We start from the raw sequence: 16,803 nt of genomic DNA, 5'->3' as shown, positions 1-16,803 counted from the left end.
TTTTAAGAATTATAAACCAGTGTTTAAATCTATTTCTGTTTGCGGTATTGGGTAAAATGCTGCTTGTTCTGCAGTGATTCCAGAAGCTTCCGGAACAACTTGAGAAACTTTATTGAATCGGCGAAGATCGTACAGACGGTTTCCTTCAAAAGCCAATTCTAGTGCACGCTCATTCCAAACAGCTAATCTGAAATTTTCAAGACTTAAACCTGGAGCCAGATTTCCTAAACCTGCTCTGTTTCTAATTTGGTTGATTAATGCATATGCTTCTGTTGTAGGTCCTGCTGCTTCGGCATAAGTCAAAGCAACTTCGCTGAATCGGATTAAAAACGGTTTCGTACTTGTTTTATCTCCAATGAAATTTGGATCGATATATTTACGTGTAAACGGATACACAATTTTCCCTGGATATTGTGCAGAAACTACGCCTGATGCATCGTAAGTTGTAGCAACAAACAAATCTGTTTTTCTTTTATCGGCATTATCAAAACTGTTATAAAAGCCTGTCAACGTTTGAAAAACGCTCCATCCGTCATGCGATTTTGTGTAGGTATTATCAGGATTTTTCAAATAAATTGTCGCACCATCGATATACGGAATAAACAGTTTTGAAATTTTAGAATAATCTCCTTCTGTCGCTCCCGTTCTATCCATCGAAAGCAAAAAGATGTTTTCTTTGCCCAGTGGTTTTTCAACATCATAAATAGATAATAGATTATTTTCGAAACCGTAAACACTTTGTCCCGTAATTACATCATTTGCATTTTTTGCCGCCAACTGATACATCGTTGCAACATCTTTAGTCATTTCTGCATATTGCGGTACATTATGCTCTTTTGAAGAAGCAATGTATAAATACACTTTAGCTAATAATGCCTGAGCTGCCACTTTATCTGCACGTCCTAAAGCTTGATTTACTTTTAATAATTCGATTGCTTTTTCTGAATCAGCAATGATAAAATCATAAACCTCGTCAAGATTTTTAGCCATTGGCGCCGCAGTCTGGCTTACAGTTTCTACAACAGAAGTATGCATTGGAACGCGTCCGAAGTTTTTAACCAGATTGAAATAATTCCAAGCCCTTAAAAAGTAAGCTTCCCCAAGAAATTTATCTTTTAGATCCTGCTCGAATTTTCCTTCTGGAACGTTTTTAATTACTGCATTTGCTCTGTTTATGGCAATGTAGGCGTACTTAAAATAATTCCCCAGCATTCGGTTTGTATTAAAAGTGCCGACCTGCCATTTATCCAAATTCTGATTATCGGCAGTTTCATCACCTTTTGGTCCACATTCTTCTGTTGGAAGATCTCCCACATAAAATATTGCTCTTGAATATTCTAGAAAGGTCAAGGCATCGTACGCATAATCTACAGCCGACTCTGCATCGGAAGCTGTTTTATAGAAATTCTCCTCAGAGTAAAATCCGTAAGGTTCTTCGTTTAAGTCACATGCAAAGGCGCTCATAATAAGTGCCATTGTCAGTATTTTATATCTTGATTTCATTTTGATACTGTTTTAAAAAGTTAAGTCTAATCCGAAAGTCCATCTGCTCAATCTAGGGTAACCACCCCAGTAAATTCCGTCTGTTCCCACTTCAGGATCGTAACCCTCAAATTTGGTAAACGTGTATAGATTGCTTGCATTTAGGTACAATCGAACACTTTGGAAAGCTGTTTTGACAGGTTTTAAAGTATAGCCTAAAGTCACATTCTGGATTCTCACAAAAGATCCGTCTTTCACCCACCAGTCAGAGAATTTTAAAGTTCTTCCGTCTCTTAAACTTGGATATTCATTTGTTGGATTATCCAATGTCCAGCGCAAAGGCTGATTGCTCGGCTGGTTGAAAGCCTGCGTATCTAAAACATCTTGTCCAAAAACACCATTTAAGAACACACTGAAATCAAACTGTTTGTATTTTACGCTTAAGTTTAAACTCGCCATAAAATCAGGATTTGGATTCCCGATAATAGTTTGGTCTTTTGTATCTACAACACCATCGCCGTTTATATCAACATATTTGAATTCTCCTGGCTGAGCCAATTGTCCGTCTAAACCAGCATTGATTCCTTCCTGTAAATTCTGAACAATTCCGTTTGTTTTGTATCCGTAGAAAACATTCACTGGCTGACCAATCGCCAATAAATTTGGAAATTGTCTGAACTGCTCCAAACTGTTTCCAGAATATTCGTATTGCATTCCTGTATTTGGATCGACATTTAGACCCGATTGTTCTACAGATCCCAGACTTACGATTTCATTTCTATTTTTAGAATAAACCGCCTGAGCGCTGATTGTCCAATCTTGGTTTTTATAAATTTCTCCGTCAAGCGAAAGTTCAAATCCTTTATTGGTTAATTCTCCATCGTTCACCCAGATTCTATCATATCCAGAAGATGGCGTCAGGATTCTTTCTCTTAAAAGATCTTTTGTTTGTTTATTGTAATAATCAAAAACAATATGAAGACGATTTTTTAGAATTGACATATCGACTCCAAAATCACTTTGGGCTGTTGTTTCCCATTTTAAATCTGGGTTTGGAATTCCGCCCCAAAGCTTTTCGATTCCGTCTTGTCCTGTTGTGCCCACAACATATCCAGGTCCAATAGCAGAAACCCAGCTTCCGTTATCGTAATATTGACTCACTCCATAGCGGCTTAAAGTCTGATAAGGATTGATTCCCTGATTTCCGGAAATACCATAACTGGCACGGAATTTCAATTCGTCAAAAACTTTCAGGTTTTTAATAAACTCCTCATTGTGTGCTTTCCAGCTTAAAGCTCCGGAAGGGAAATAGGCCCATTGATTGTTTTTACCAAATTTTGAAGAACCGTCGGCACGAGCCGTAACCGTTGCTAGATATTTATCTGCAAAACCATAATTTAATCTGAAAATTCCAGATACCAATTTCGTCTGTACTTTACCATTTGAAACCGTATTACGTTCAGGATTTCCTGCGCCCATGTTTTCGTTTCCAAGTGCTTCATTTACAAAATCAAAAGCACCAAGTCCTGAACTTCTGGACACATAACTTTCGTAAGTATAACCACCTGTTACACCTAAATCATGTTTGCCAAAAGTCTTGTTATAATTGGCAAAGGTTTCTGAAACGAAATTCTGTCCTTCCCAATTATTGATATAACCTGCACCATTATTAAAATCTCCTGTTTCTGTATATTTACTTGGAAAATATTGGTCGTTTACAGATGAACCATATTTGTAGTTCAACCTTGAAGTCAAGCGCAGCGAAGGAATAATCTGCCATTCCAAAGCAGCCGAACTGATCACATCTATTGTTTTGGTTTCATTCTGACGAAGATTCGTAATAGCAACCGGATGTGTATAATCGTTCTGGCCAATCATATAATAATCGCCATTGTTATCATAAATTGGGAAAATAGGATTTCTCCAATAAGCTAAACCTCCGTTCGCATCTCTTTTTCCTCTGCTTACAATGTTGGAGAATCTTACTGTGAAATTATCAAAAACATCGTGTTTGATTCTAAGGTTATAACCTCCTTTACTGTAACCGTCCTTTACAAAAACGCCTTGTTCACTGTAATAGTTACCGCTTAAGTTGAAGCTCGTTTTATCTGTTCCGCTGTTAATGCTCACAATAGTATTATTGCCAAGAGGCATATTTCTAAAAATCACATCGTCCCATTTGGTAAAATACGGCCAAGATCCCGACTGCAGTTCCTGAATAGATGGATAATAAACTCCATTAGAATTGTTTGCTCCAATATAAAGAGGTGTCTGTCCACCATTAATTCGACCTTCATTACTTAATTGTGCCATTAGAACAGGATCTCTCCATAAATTTAATTTAGAATTAAACTCTGAAACTGTAGATTGCTGCTGCACTAAAATCTGGGTTTTTCCTTTCTTGGCGGATTTAGTGGTAATAATAATTACACCATTTGCTCCTCTGGAACCATATATTGCAGAAGCAGAAGCATCTTTTAAAACATCCACTTTTTCAATATCGGCAACATTGACTTGTTTTAAATCTCCGGCATCTCCAAGAGGAAAGCCGTCTAAAACTACAAGTGGTGCATTAGAACCTCTAAGAGAACTTCCTCCTCTAATTCTTACTGTCGAAGTTGAACCCGGATCTTGTGAAGTTGTTACCTGCAAACCCGCTACACGTCCTTGTAATACTTGCTCGACAGAGTTTGAAGGAATATCTTCTAATACTTTCGTTTTAATTGTACTAACAGAACCAGTAAGATCTGCTTTTTTTACCGAGCCGTATCCAATAACGACTACTTCTTTTAAATTCTGTGAAGTTGCCTTTAAAACTACATTTAGTGTATTTTTTCCCGCAGCTGAAATTTTCTGTGTATCAAATCCCATAAAAGAGAAAGATAAAACTGCATTTGCAGGAGCATTGATTTCAAATTTTCCATCAAAATCTGTAGAAGCACTTTTAGAAGAACCTTCTACTGTAATGTTTACTCCAGGAATTGTCAGACCGGTTTCGTCTGATACTGTACCTTTAATTATATTCTGACTATAAGCTGCAAATGTGCTGGCGAATAGAATACAAAAAAGTAAGCTTTTTGTCCATTTTTTTTTCATTTGTTGATTGGTTAAAGATTAGTTATAAGTTTCAGGACAAATTAACTACTTCGTTTTCGTAACGGTTTTGTAAATACAATCAAATAATGATACTTTAATGAATAAAAAATAATACTTTTAACAAAAAACATAGTCTTAATATGAACAAAATATTTTTATATCCTTAAATAATTAAGCATAAAAGAAAAATATTCGTTATTTTTGACGAACTATATTATTCGTTTAATGAAATACAATAATACTATTATGAACGAAAAACGCAATATCTTAAGAGAATTAGTACCCATTTCAGACGATGACTTCTTTATTGTATTAAATCACATGCATGCCAAATTTGATTTTCCGCTGCATTTTCATCCTGAAATAGAATTGAACCTTGTTTTAAACTCATCAGGAAAAAGAATAATTGGGGATTCTGTTGTAGAATACACAGATTGCGACATGGCACTTATCGGCCCTAATACCCCTCACTTATGGACAGGAATAAAAGACAACAATGATGCACACGTAGTTACGATTCAATTTCATGAAGATTTACTTTCTCAAAAAACTTTAAATCGAAAACTTGCATTACCTATAAGAGAACTGATGGAAAGATCAAAAAGAGGAATTTCTTTTTCCAAAGAAACAATCGAAGCCTTAAAACCTAAAATCCTTCAATTATCAGATTCCCAGGATTTCGATTCGCTTCTGAATTTCTTATCGATACTCTACGATTTGGCGATTGCCAAGAATACCAAAAATCTAGCTTCCCATTCATATGTTGATTATTATAGTTTCCCCGAAGGCCAGCGAATCGAAAAGGTAAATGATTTTATTAAAGAAAATCTCCAGAACAAAATACAATTAAAGGAAGTTGCCGATCTGGTAAATATGTCGGAATCTGCTTTTAGTCATTATTTTAAAAAGTGCACCAACAGTTCATTTTCTGATTATGTAACCGATTTAAGACTCGGGCTTGCTGCAAGACAATTATTTGAAACCGAAGAATCTATAAAAGAAATCTGCTACGACAGCGGCTTTAATAACATCTCCAACTTCAATAGGACTTTTAAACGCAAAATGGGATTTACACCAAGTGAATTTAGAGATCAAAGCAAATTGATTACTAAACATTAATCATTTTTTACAAGTGAAACTGCATCCACTTTTGTCAAAAAAGCTCAGCTAGCTGTTAAAAACCATCAAAAAATTAAAGATATCAATTTATCAAAAAGAATTACATTTGATTTTACAAAATGAATTATACCGCCAATAATAAACAAGTTACTTGGCTATATTTGAAGATTCAATCGTAAATCGTGGCACTCGAGTTTTTAAAAAATAAAAATGCAGGAAATATGCAGGTTTCAAGCTTAAGGTTCGAATCCTGCTCTCCTCACCACCAAAAAAAAAGCCCACAAATTACCAGAGCCCGAAATTCATTTTCGAGAAATAGAAGGCCAATCGATAGGATGAGATACAGATAAGATACAAATGTAAAAGCCTGCAAAAAATCTGCAGGCCTCCTAAAAACAGTGCTGTCTGGAGAATCTCTGTTCTACCTCCCGCTGTATTTCTTACATGTATTTTATCCGTTCTAGCTTTTGGCCTTTTATCTTAGTTGGTTAAACACGTTTAATTCAAATTTAAGGTGTCACTTCAAAAAAACTTCAATATCCTTTTTAGCAACATAAATAAATTTTCCTTTTGAAAATTTATTTATGTTGTTCCGTTTTATAAGATTGTATAAGGCTCCGCTTGAAATATTAAATTTCTTCTGTATTTCTGTGATCGTATAACAATCTTTAATTTCAGCTTGTTTACTTTGTTCTACTGGTCTTACAACTACTTCGAAGCCAATTTGTGGTTTATCAAATAAAGCATCGATATCAGTCGGCCTGATTAAGGTTTTCCTTTTGGAAAAATTATAGGCATTTATTCCTTTAGTATTAATCAAACGGTAAACTGTTTTAACTGAAAAACCTAGAAGCAATGCAAGTTGTTTTACAGTTAAAAATTCTTTGTCTTTAAGATCAATAAGCGGCTGGTTTTTTATTTTGATCGTTTGAAGGTTTGAATTTTCAATTTTCTGATTTCTTAATCTCCTCTTATAATCTTTGCTTGCACATTTTAAGGAACAATATTTTGTTGTAGTCTTCTTTGCAAGGAACTCACAACCACAAAATCCACATATTCTATATACTGAAATATTTGAGCTCATTCCCAATTTTATTAGTTGGATTATCGGTCTGAAAAGTAGTTAGGAATGATTAAGAAACATGTTTTAATTGGGTATAAATTATTACAAGGAGGCTTTTTAAGTTATCTATCCTTAATATTTAATTTCTTTTATAAATATAAGATTTTCCGTTCTAATAATGAGGTTTCCAGGTTTGTTTAATGGATTAAAAGTTTGCTAATTTCTTTTACAGAAATTCGCAAGTCAGTGTTTATGAGAGTTCACAGAGTTTAGATGAAAATGCGGTACAATTTTAAGCAAAATAAAACAAAACAAATACAAATAAAAGTGTTGATTCACCTATGAAATTGGTGGCTGTGAATGATTTTAAGGTAACTTAAGAGTACTTAAGTGCCGTTATTTGCCCCAACAAGACAGAAAAATCAATTTTTGTGTCCCGAGGTACAATTAGGGTACAAAAAGTGGTTTTTCGAAGTCAAAAAAGTAGGATTTTCAACCTGCTTTTAAATATAAAAACAACTGAAAATGTTAAAATTATGTTAATTATTTGCCGATGCAAAAGTTCGCGAAGATGTTCCCCAACAACTCGTCGTTTGAAACTTGCCCAGTAATCAACCCAAATTGATATAAAGCTTCGCGGATATCAAGCGCCATCAAATCACTTGAAAGATTCGTTTCTAAACCAAATTTTACTTTCTGAATTTCGTCAAGTGCTTTTAGCAATGAATCATAATGTCTTGTATTGGTCACAATCGTTTCGTTGTTACGAAGTGCTCCTGTATTTACAAACGATAATAATTCATTTTTTAAGTCTTCTACTCCTATTTTTTCTTTTGCAGAAATCAATAAAAGTTTTGCATTTAGGTTTTCCAATTGACTGGTAATATTTAATACTTCATCAGCCGATAAAATATCTTTTTTATTAACTACAATTACTAAAGGTTTCAGCGGATATTTATTTTTAATCTGCTCAATTTCATTGACAAATTCAGAACTTGATGTCTGGAATTTTAATCCATCAAACAAATAAATTACAACTTGTGCTTGTTCTATTTTTTCGAAAGTTTTCTTGATTCCAATACTTTCTACAACATCTTTTGTATCACGAATTCCAGCGGTATCAATAAATCTAAATCCGATTCCGCCAATTACCAATTCATCTTCAATAGTATCACGAGTTGTTCCGGCAATGTCAGAAACAATTGCTCTTTCTTCGTTTAATAAAGCATTTAATAAAGTCGATTTTCCAACATTCGGTTCTCCAACAATCGCAACTGGAATTCCGTTTTTAATTACATTTCCAACTGCAAACGAATCAATTAAACGTTTTAAAACAAACTCAATTCGGTTTAATAATTCATGAAATTGAGTTCTATCTGCAAATTCTACATCTTCTTCGGCAAAATCCAATTCCAATTCAATCAACGAAGCAAAATTTAAAAGTTCTTCGCGAAGTTTTGCAATTTCATTACTGAACCCGCCTCTCATTTGCTGCATCGCTATTTGATGAGATGCTTCATTATCAGAAGAAATCAAATCGGCAACAGCTTCTGCCTGAGACAAATCTAATTTTCCATTTAAGAAAGCTCTAAGTGTAAACTCACCCGCATCAGCCATTCTACAACCATTTCGAAGCAATAACTGAATAATCTGTTGCTGAATATAAGTTGATCCGTGACACGAAATTTCTATTGTATCTTCTCCCGTATAAGAGTTTGGCCCTTTAAAAACAGACACTAAAACTTCATCAAGTGTTTTATTCCCATCAACAATATGTCCTAAATGAAGCGTATGCGTTTTTTGTTTCGTTAGATCTTTGTTTTTAATAGATTTGAAAACTGTATTACCTATGGTAATGGCTTCAGCACCCGAAATTCGAATTATGGCGATAGCTCCAGCGCCCGAAGGTGTAGCCAAAGCAACTATAGAATCTTGATTTATCATGCGGCAAAGGTACAAAAAAAGGCTAAAATCTATAAAACAATCAAAGTTCAAAATTCTAGAGCAAATCCTAAAATTAACAAATCATTAAGTGTTAAAATACTGATAATTATCAGGTCGTTTTGTTTTTAGAATGAGTAAATTTGAGAGACAAACCTTAATTCTAAATACGATGAAAAAGATATTATTCCCTACCGATTTCTCAGATGCAGCCACAAATGCATTTGTCCACGCTCTAGAATTTGCTAAAGTTGTAAAAGCCGAATTGATCTTGCTTCATACATTTGAAATCCCGGTTTACGATAGCCAATTTTTTCCAGAAAATTATGCTTCAATATACAGTTCAATAGAATTGGCCAAATTTGAAATGTTTAAAGATGAAATTCCGAAACTACGAACAATTGCAGCTGAACGCAATTTAGACGATATTGTTATCAAACACCGTTTAATGGATGGCGATCTTATTTACAACCTAAAAAATGCCGTTGAAGAAGATCATATCGATTTTGTAATCATGGGAACCAATAGTGTTTCTGACTGGACTAAGTTCTTTACTGGCTCTAATACCGAATCTGTAATTTCTGGTGTAGAAGTTCCTGTACTTTGTGTTCCAATCGAAGCTAAATACAAAAAAGTAAAAACAATTGGCTTTACGACACGCTATCGCGAAAAAGATAAAAAGGAACTGAAAAAAATCTTGAAAATCGCAAAAAAAACAGATGCGAAAGTAAAAAGCTTATATGTCAAAACTTCGAATTCTGATGTAACAGAAGAAACCAGAAAAGAATTTGAAAGGGAATTTGCAGCAGAAAATGTAGAATTTCTTGTCTTACCAAGTGACGAGGTTAAAGAAACAATTCTCGATTTTGTTTTGTATAAAGACATTGACATCCTAACCACAATTACCCACAAACGTTCTTTCTTTGAAAGTCTTTTTGATTCAAGTTTCAGTAAAAAAATCACTAAGGAAGTTCCGATTCCAATTTTGGTCATGCATGAAGATTAATTGTAATATGTAAAGATTTTGTCTCTTAAAAGTTATATTTGTATTTCAAGTAAATTTTTAAAATGAAAGCATATCAGGACAAAGTCGAAACTTATTCAGAGTTATATCATAAAACCAACAAAAAATACAACAGTATAAGCCTTTTGAGGTTATTAAGTATTTTTCTTTTATTGTTTTTCATGTTCAATTACATCAAAACAAGCGAAATACTTTATGTAATTTTAGCTGTTTTATCTTTTGTTGGTTTTATTGTTTTAATGCGAATTCATTCGAAATTATCTTTTCAAAAATTACTTGCGGAGACGCTTTTAAAAATCAATAAAAATGAAATTGCTTTTTTAAAAAGAGAAAAAACACCTTTTGAAAATGGAGTTGAATTTATAGACTTTCATCATCCGTATGCTTATGATTTGGATATTTTCGGAGAACATTCTTTATTTCAAAATCTAAATAGGACAGCTTCTTTTATCGGAAAAAAAACACTTGCCGAACTATTGTTACACAAGCTGTCTGAAACTGAAATTTTAGAAAACCAAGAAGCAGTAAACGAATTAAAGAACAAAATTGACTGGAGACAGGAATTTCAGGCTTTGGCGATTATTAGTGAAGATTCTAAACAGTCATATGAAGCCATAAAACATTGGACATCTTTTACAAACAACAGTTTACCTAAAGTTATAGTTTTACTTTCAATTATTCTTCCAACAACTTTTTTTGGGTTTCTAATTGCTTATTTTCTTACTTCAAAAGCTATTATACTTTCTTATTTGAGTTATATTTTTGTTGCCAATTTAATTGTTTTGGGAAGATCTGTAAAAAGAATTCAATCGGAAATAGCAAAAGCAGATAACGTTGATAAAATCATCAAACAATACAGTTTATTGATTGAAAAAATTGAAAATGAATCTTTTCAATCCCAAAAGTTAATTAGGCTGCAAGAACAGCTTAATTTTAAAAATGCAAAAGCAAGTCAGCATTTAAAACAGCTTTCAGAATTGTTTTCAAGAATGGACACGATAAGTAATTTAGTTACAGCTACTTTATTTAACGGGACTTTCTTATTTAATCTTCATGTTTTAAGAGCGCTTTTAAAATGGAAAGAAGATTATGCTTCTGAAATGAATACGTGGATTGCTATTATTGGCGAAATTGAAACTCTAAATAGTCTTGCTAATCTAGCTTACAATAATCCTGATTTTGTTTTTCCTGAAATTAATTCAGAATACAAAATCGAATTTAAAGATCTCGGACATCCGTTATTAAATCCAGCAACCAGAATTGGAAACGATACCCAATTCCACCCACAATCTTTCGTTATTTTAACGGGATCAAACATGTCTGGAAAAAGTACGTTTTTAAGAAGCTTAGGAATCAACATGGTGCTTAGTGGAATCGGTTCAGTAGTTTGTGCTTCAGAAGCTAAAGCGCATCCACTTCCAGTATTAGTTTCAATGCGATTATCTGATTCCTTGTCCGATTCAGAATCTTACTTTTTTGCTGAAATTAAACGTTTAAAACAGATTATGAATGCTCTTGAAAATCAGCCTGCTTTTGTACTTTTAGATGAGATTTTAAGAGGTACAAATTCTGACGATAAAAGAAATGGAACAATCGAGGTAGTAAAGAAGATTATTTCCAAAAAAGCCATAGGTGCTATTGCCACCCACGATATTGAAGTCTGTTTAACAACAAACGAATTTCCTGATATTTTAATCAATCAATGTTTCGAAGTAGAGATTCAAAACAATGATTTGCATTTCGATTACAAACTCCGAAACGGAATCTGTAAAAACAAAAGTGCAACGTTTTTAATGCAGAAAATGGGAGTTATTTAATGGTTGATTGTGAAATGTGAAAAAAGCTTTGTCAAAGTTTTAAACTTTGACAAAGCTTGATATAGTTCCTGTTTTTTTTTTTGGGAATTAACAATTTACAATTAATTCTCTTCATACATTTCCATCCACAAACGAGTTTCTTCCAAATCGAGTTCTTTTTCTATTTTACGGAAGATTTCTTCATTTACAGAACCAAATTTATGCATCGATTCTAATTTTGCTCTTTCTACATTCAGCAAATCGATTTGAATTTTGGTAAACTCATTAAAAATTTGTCCACCTAATACTTTTCCGTTGCCAAAAAAGTTTGCAGGAAGTTCTGTTTTCTGCAGTCGGTTAAATTTCACTTCATATTTACTTTTAATATTGTGCAATAATTCATCATCCAATAAAGAAAAATTATCTTCAATATGAGTAATGGTTTGTGACACTATTTTATTTCGAATCTCATATTCTTCTGCCAAAATAGAATAGCGTTCAATTTTAAGCTTTTTGATTAGCCATGGTAATGTAAGTCCTTGTATCACCAAAGTGGAAAGTATCACACAAAAAACCAAATAGATAATTAAGTTTCGAAGCGGAAATTCTTCTGTTTTATTTACCATTAACGGAAGAGCCAAAGCTGCTGCCATAGAAACCACACCACGCATTCCAGACCAGCCAAAAACAATCATGTTTCGGTAATCAAACTCTTCTTTTTCACGAATCTTTTTGCTAATCATTCTCGGAATAATGGTAGCCGGAATAACCCATAAAAAACGAACTAAAATAACTACAATACTGATTACAGCACCCCAAATAAATAACGAGTTTCCAGAGTAATTACTGATTCCTTCTATAATTTGCCTTAATTGAAGTCCGATTAAAATAAAAATCAAGCCGTTTAGAATATTATTTAAGACATCCCAAATCGTATTGGTCATAATTCGGCTTTCGTGAGAAAAAATGGTTCCTGATCTTGCCGCTAGAAAAAGTCCTGTTGCTACTACAGCCAAAACTCCCGAGCCTTCAAAATGTTCTGCAATCAGATAAGATGCAAATGGAGTCAACAAAGTAAGGGTAACCTCGATAATATCATCGCAAACAAATTTTTTATGAATATAATACATGATGTACCCCACTGCAAGACCTATTGCGACTCCTAAAACCGACATCAAAACAAAATTCAACCCTGCCTGCCATAAAACAAAATTCCCAGCTGTAATGGCCATAAGAGCATACTTATACGCCACAAGACCACTGGCATCATTAACCAAACTTTCGCCCTCAAGAATAGCAATTAATCTCGGATTAAGTCCAAGACCTTTTGTAATAGCGGTTGCAGAAACTGCATCTGGAGGCGAAATAATGGCACCCAATAAAAATGCTAACGGCCAAGAAATATCATCAATAAGCCAATGCGCAACAACGGCGACTAATCCTGTCGTAAAAAATACCAATCCAACGGCCGCTAAAGTAATGGGTCTGATTGTTTGTTTAAATTCAGACCAGCTGGTATGCCAAGCTGCGTGATACAAAAGTGGTGGAAGAAACACAATAAATACGATTTCGGGACTTAAAGCAATTACAGGAAGTCCTGGAACTACACTAATTACAACGCCACATAAAACCAAGACAATAGGAATCGGGAAATTATATCTTTTACTAATAAGGCTAAGAAAAGCTACACCAAAAAGTAGCATTATAATTACGGTAATATTCTCCATTTAGCGATGGTTTTTAATGATTTTGGATGGTAAAATTTGGGCACTAAATTAAGATTTTATGATAATTAAATTAGAATATCACTAAAAAAAGAATACTGATTTATTGACTTACATCAAACTTTTTCATTTTAAACAATTTTAGATTTGCTGATCAGTCTCTTCAAAATAAATGTAAAATATATAAAATGATAAGTACAGCAATAAGTCCGTTAGTACAGTTTGGGATTACAAGTAAAGAACGTGTTGAAAATGCATTAGAACAACTTAAAAAAGGAAAGGGAGTTCTTGTAACGGATGATGAAAACAGAGAGAATGAAGGCGATCTTATATTTTCTGCTCAACATATGAATGTTCAAGATATGGCTTTAATGATTCGTGAATGCAGCGGAATTGTCTGTCTTTGCTTGACAAATGAAAAAGCAGATGAACTGGAACTTCCCTACATGGTAAAAGAAAATACCAGTAGTTTTCAAACTCCTTTTACCATTACTATTGAAGCTAGAAATGGCGTAACAACCGGAGTTTCTGCTCAAGACCGAATTACAACAATTAAAACTGCTATTGCAGCAAATGCAAAACCAGAAGATTTAGCCAGACCGGGACATATTTTTCCTCTTAGAGCAAATGAAAATGGTGTTTTAGGACGAAATGGCCACACTGAAGGAAGTGTCGATTTGATGAAATTAGCTGGTTTACAACCTGAAGCTGTTTTGTGCGAATTGATGAACGAAGACGGAAGCATGGCGAAACTGGCCAAAATTGTTAGCTTTGCACAAGAACATGATTTGGTAGTTTTATCTATTGAAGATATTGTGTATTACCGCAAATTTGTTAGAGATTACAATTAATGATATACGAACAGCTTGGCAATTCCATTCGAAAAAGTATCGATGTTTCTAATGAAGATTTAGAAACCATTCTTTCCTGTTTCAAATTAATTAAAAGAGGAAAAAATGAGATTTTATTAGCTCAAGGTCAAATCAGTCATGAGACTTTTTTTGTTTCCAAAGGATGCCTTCGAATCTTTTTTATTAACGAAGAAGGGAAAGACGTTACGAGATATATTGCTTTTGAGAATCAGTTTGCTACGGCTTTGGTGAGTTTTATTACCAAAATGCCTGCTTTAGAAAGTATTCAAGTTGTAGAAAAATCGGAATTGCTGACTATTTCTCATGAGGATTTTAATCATTTAATGAAAATAATTCCGCAATGGCGGGAGTTCTACAGTAATTATCTGGAAAAAGCCTATGTAAATAATGCCAATCGTTTAATGTCTTTTACGACTATGGATGCGTTGGAAAGATACAATCAGCTTTTGAAAATAAATCCTGCGATTGTAAAAAGACTACCTAATAAAATTGTGGCTTCTTATATTAATATTTCTCAGGAAACTTTGAGTCGATTGAAGTCTAAGATTTAGTTTTTTTTAGCCACTAAGGCGCTAAGACACTAAGTTTTTCTAGCCAGTAATTCACGAATTTAATTAATTTTTATTTTAATATGAATTGCCTCCAGCTTTAGCTGGAGGTTTTTGTTTTAAATCATTAAAAGGCTTTAGCCAAATTCAAAGTTTGGCTAAAGCCTTCTTACTTGCTTTCTGTACCTCCTTCTAAAGCTGGAGGCAATTCATATCTGTTTTAATCTGCATAAATCTTTATAAATCTGTTCTCATTAATTTTTTCAAAGTTTAAAACTTTGACAAAGTTCTGGCGGAAGTTTGAGAACTATGTGTTAGAAACTAGTTTCTTTCAAATCCCTTTTTAAAGAAAGAAAAACTATGTTTCTATGTGTTTAAAACCAATAAAAAAGCCGAATCTTAAATTCAGATTCGGCCTTTGATTTTTTTTATGATTCGCAACTGCTGCAAGAAACCAGACTTGTTACCAATTCTTTAGAAACACTTTGGCTTCTTTGGTAGTACAAACTTTTTACTCCTTGTTGCCAAGCTTCGATCATTAGTCGGTTTACATCTTTAATTGCCAATTCTGCTGGAATGTTAAGATTTAAACTTTGTCCTTGATCTACAAATTTTTGGCGAATTCCTGCTTGTTGTACAATTTCCAACTGACTGATTTCTTTAAATGTTTTGAAAACATCTTTTTCTTGCTGAGTCAATTGTTCCATATACTGGACACTTCCTCCATTTAGCATAATTCCTCTCCAAACTTCTTCGTTATCCAAACCTTTTTCTTCAAGCAATTTTTTAAGGTATTTGTTTTTACGCATGAAATTTCCTTTGCTCAATCCAGCTTTGTAATAGTTACTGCTGAAAGGTTCAATTCCTGGAGAAGTTTGTCCTAAAATTGCAGAAGATGAAGTTGTTGGAGCAATTGCCATTGTTGTTGTATTACGTCTTCCGTAACCTTTTAACAATTCTGGTTCTCCGTAAATTCTAGCTAAATCCTGACTTGCTTTATCTGCTTTATCACTAATATGTTTGAAAATCTCTGTAGTTTTCATTTTCGCTTCCATTCCTTCAAACGGAATCATATTTTTCTGAAGATAAGAATGCCATCCTAAAACTCCTAAACCAAGTGCACGGTGTCTTTTTGCAAATTTATTAGCCGCAGAAAGATAATAGTTCCCTTCTGTTTTCTCGATGAATTCCTGTAAAACAGCGTCTAAGAAAAAGATCGCCAATTTTACTGCTTCCGTATCTTTCCATTCATCATATAATTCTAAGTTCATAGAAGAAAGACAACAGATAAATGATTCGTCTTGGCTTGACGGTAACATAATCTCGCTACACAAATTACTTGCGTTGATTCTTAAATTCTGATCTTTATAAACTTGTGGTTTATTTTTATTTACGTTGTCACTAAAGAAAATATAAGGCAATCCTTTTTGTTGACGACTTTCTAAAACTTTAGCCCAAACTTGTCTTTTTTCTGCATCGCCATCAATCATTTCCTGCATCCAGTAATCTGGCACGCAAATTCCAGTAAACAAGTTCTGAATTGGATTTCCGATACTCTTAATCTTCAAAAATTCTTCGATATCCGGGTGATCAATATCCAAATAGGCAGCAAATGCACCACGACGAACACCGCCTTGAGAAATCGTATCCATTGCTGTATCAAAAAGTTTCATAAAACTTACTGCTCCACTACTCTTTCCGTTGTCTGTTACAGCACTTCCGCGTTCACGTAATTCACCAAAATAACCAGAAGTTCCACCTCCAATTTTGGTTTGCATGATTACTTCTCCCAATTTATGTGTAATACCTTCAATTTTATCTGGAACGTGAACATTAAAACAAGAAATAGGCAAACCTCTTTCTGTTCCCATATTGGCCCAAACTGGCGAACTGATACTCATCCAGCCTCTTTCAATCATTTCCATAAAAGACTCTTTCAATTCTGGTTTGTAAAGTCTTTTTGAAGCAGCCGTACAAATTCTGTCAATTGCACCTTCTACTGTCTCTCCTTTCAAAAGATAACCACGGTTTAGAATCTGCTCACTTTCAGAGTTCTTCCACCACATTTTGGTATCGTTTTGTGTTTCAAAATTATTTGCTGGGTTTGTGTCTATTGTATTCATAAATGTTATGGGCTT

Annotated in this window: 11 protein-coding genes; 5 read left to right on the top strand and 6 right to left on the bottom strand. The window is 33.8% G+C overall.

What is annotated here, in order from left to right:
* Window positions 1-9: 9 nt before the first annotated feature.
* Together K6T82_RS05555 and K6T82_RS05550 are read right to left on the bottom strand one after the other, a co-directional pair.
* Complete coding sequence (locus tag K6T82_RS05555) at window positions 10-1,503, bottom strand: RagB/SusD family nutrient uptake outer membrane protein (RefSeq protein WP_223704932.1); 1,494 nt, start codon at window positions 1,501-1,503, stop codon at window positions 10-12.
* A 12-nt stretch (window positions 1,504-1,515) separates the two neighbouring features.
* The gene (locus tag K6T82_RS05550) at window positions 1,516-4,578 is read right to left on the bottom strand and encodes a SusC/RagA family TonB-linked outer membrane protein (RefSeq protein WP_223704931.1); all 3,063 of its coding nucleotides are present in this window, start codon (window positions 4,576-4,578) and stop codon (window positions 1,516-1,518) included.
* Window positions 4,579-4,803: 225 nt separating this feature from the next.
* On the opposite strand from K6T82_RS05550, the gene K6T82_RS05545 reads away from it, so the two are divergent.
* Window positions 4,804-5,697, top strand: coding sequence for an AraC family transcriptional regulator (locus tag K6T82_RS05545; RefSeq protein ID WP_223704930.1), 894 nt, complete (start codon window positions 4,804-4,806; stop codon window positions 5,695-5,697).
* Between the two features lie 517 nt (window positions 5,698-6,214).
* On the opposite strand, the gene K6T82_RS05540 is transcribed toward K6T82_RS05545, so the two are convergent.
* Both K6T82_RS05540 and mnmE read right to left on the bottom strand, forming a co-directional pair.
* Entirely contained in the window at window positions 6,215-6,781 is a 567-nt protein-coding gene (locus tag K6T82_RS05540; protein ID WP_223704929.1) for a helix-turn-helix domain-containing protein, read from the bottom strand.
* 522 nt (window positions 6,782-7,303) lie between these two features.
* Window positions 7,304-8,704 (bottom strand): tRNA uridine-5-carboxymethylaminomethyl(34) synthesis GTPase MnmE, encoded by a 1,401-nt coding sequence (mnmE, locus tag K6T82_RS05535; RefSeq protein WP_223704928.1) that lies wholly within the window; start codon window positions 8,702-8,704, stop codon window positions 7,304-7,306.
* A 169-nt stretch (window positions 8,705-8,873) separates the two neighbouring features.
* Here mnmE and K6T82_RS05530 point away from each other — a divergent pair, with 169 nt between their 5' ends.
* Both K6T82_RS05530 and K6T82_RS05525 read left to right on the top strand, forming a co-directional pair.
* Window positions 8,874-9,707 (top strand): universal stress protein, encoded by an 834-nt coding sequence (locus tag K6T82_RS05530; RefSeq protein WP_223704927.1) that lies wholly within the window; start codon window positions 8,874-8,876, stop codon window positions 9,705-9,707.
* Between the two features lie 62 nt (window positions 9,708-9,769).
* Window positions 9,770-11,542 carry a MutS-related protein gene (locus tag K6T82_RS05525; protein WP_223704926.1) on the top strand — a complete coding sequence of 591 codons (1,773 nt, stop codon included), beginning with the start codon at window positions 9,770-9,772 and terminating at the stop codon, window positions 11,540-11,542.
* A 101-nt stretch (window positions 11,543-11,643) separates the two neighbouring features.
* Here K6T82_RS05525 and K6T82_RS05520 read toward each other — a convergent pair whose 3' ends face one another.
* A complete protein-coding gene (locus tag K6T82_RS05520) occupies window positions 11,644-13,248 on the bottom strand; it encodes a Na+/H+ antiporter (RefSeq protein ID WP_223704925.1) in 1,605 nt (534 codons plus the stop codon).
* Window positions 13,249-13,433: 185 nt separating this feature from the next.
* On the opposite strand from K6T82_RS05520, the gene ribB reads away from it, so the two are divergent.
* Window positions 13,434-14,096 carry a 3,4-dihydroxy-2-butanone-4-phosphate synthase gene (ribB, locus tag K6T82_RS05515; RefSeq protein WP_223704924.1) on the top strand — a complete coding sequence of 221 codons (663 nt, stop codon included), beginning with the start codon at window positions 13,434-13,436 and terminating at the stop codon, window positions 14,094-14,096.
* Window positions 14,096-14,668, top strand: a complete 573-nt coding sequence (locus K6T82_RS05510) for a Crp/Fnr family transcriptional regulator (RefSeq protein ID WP_223704923.1) — start codon at window positions 14,096-14,098, stop codon at window positions 14,666-14,668. Before ribB ends, K6T82_RS05510 begins: the two co-directional genes overlap by 1 nt.
* A gap of 425 nt (window positions 14,669-15,093) precedes the next feature.
* Here K6T82_RS05510 and K6T82_RS05505 read toward each other — a convergent pair whose 3' ends face one another.
* On the bottom strand, window positions 15,094-16,788 hold the full coding sequence (locus K6T82_RS05505; protein ID WP_223704922.1) for a ribonucleoside-diphosphate reductase subunit alpha: 1,695 nt from the start codon (window positions 16,786-16,788) through the stop codon (window positions 15,094-15,096).
* Between the last annotated feature and the right edge of the window lie 15 nt (window positions 16,789-16,803).

Source organism: Flavobacterium potami, from assembly GCF_020026915.1.
Lineage (GTDB): Bacteria > Bacteroidota > Bacteroidia > Flavobacteriales > Flavobacteriaceae > Flavobacterium > Flavobacterium potami.
The sequence above is the reverse complement of the archived record's forward strand: the minus strand, read 5'-3'. Positions and strand labels throughout refer to the sequence as shown.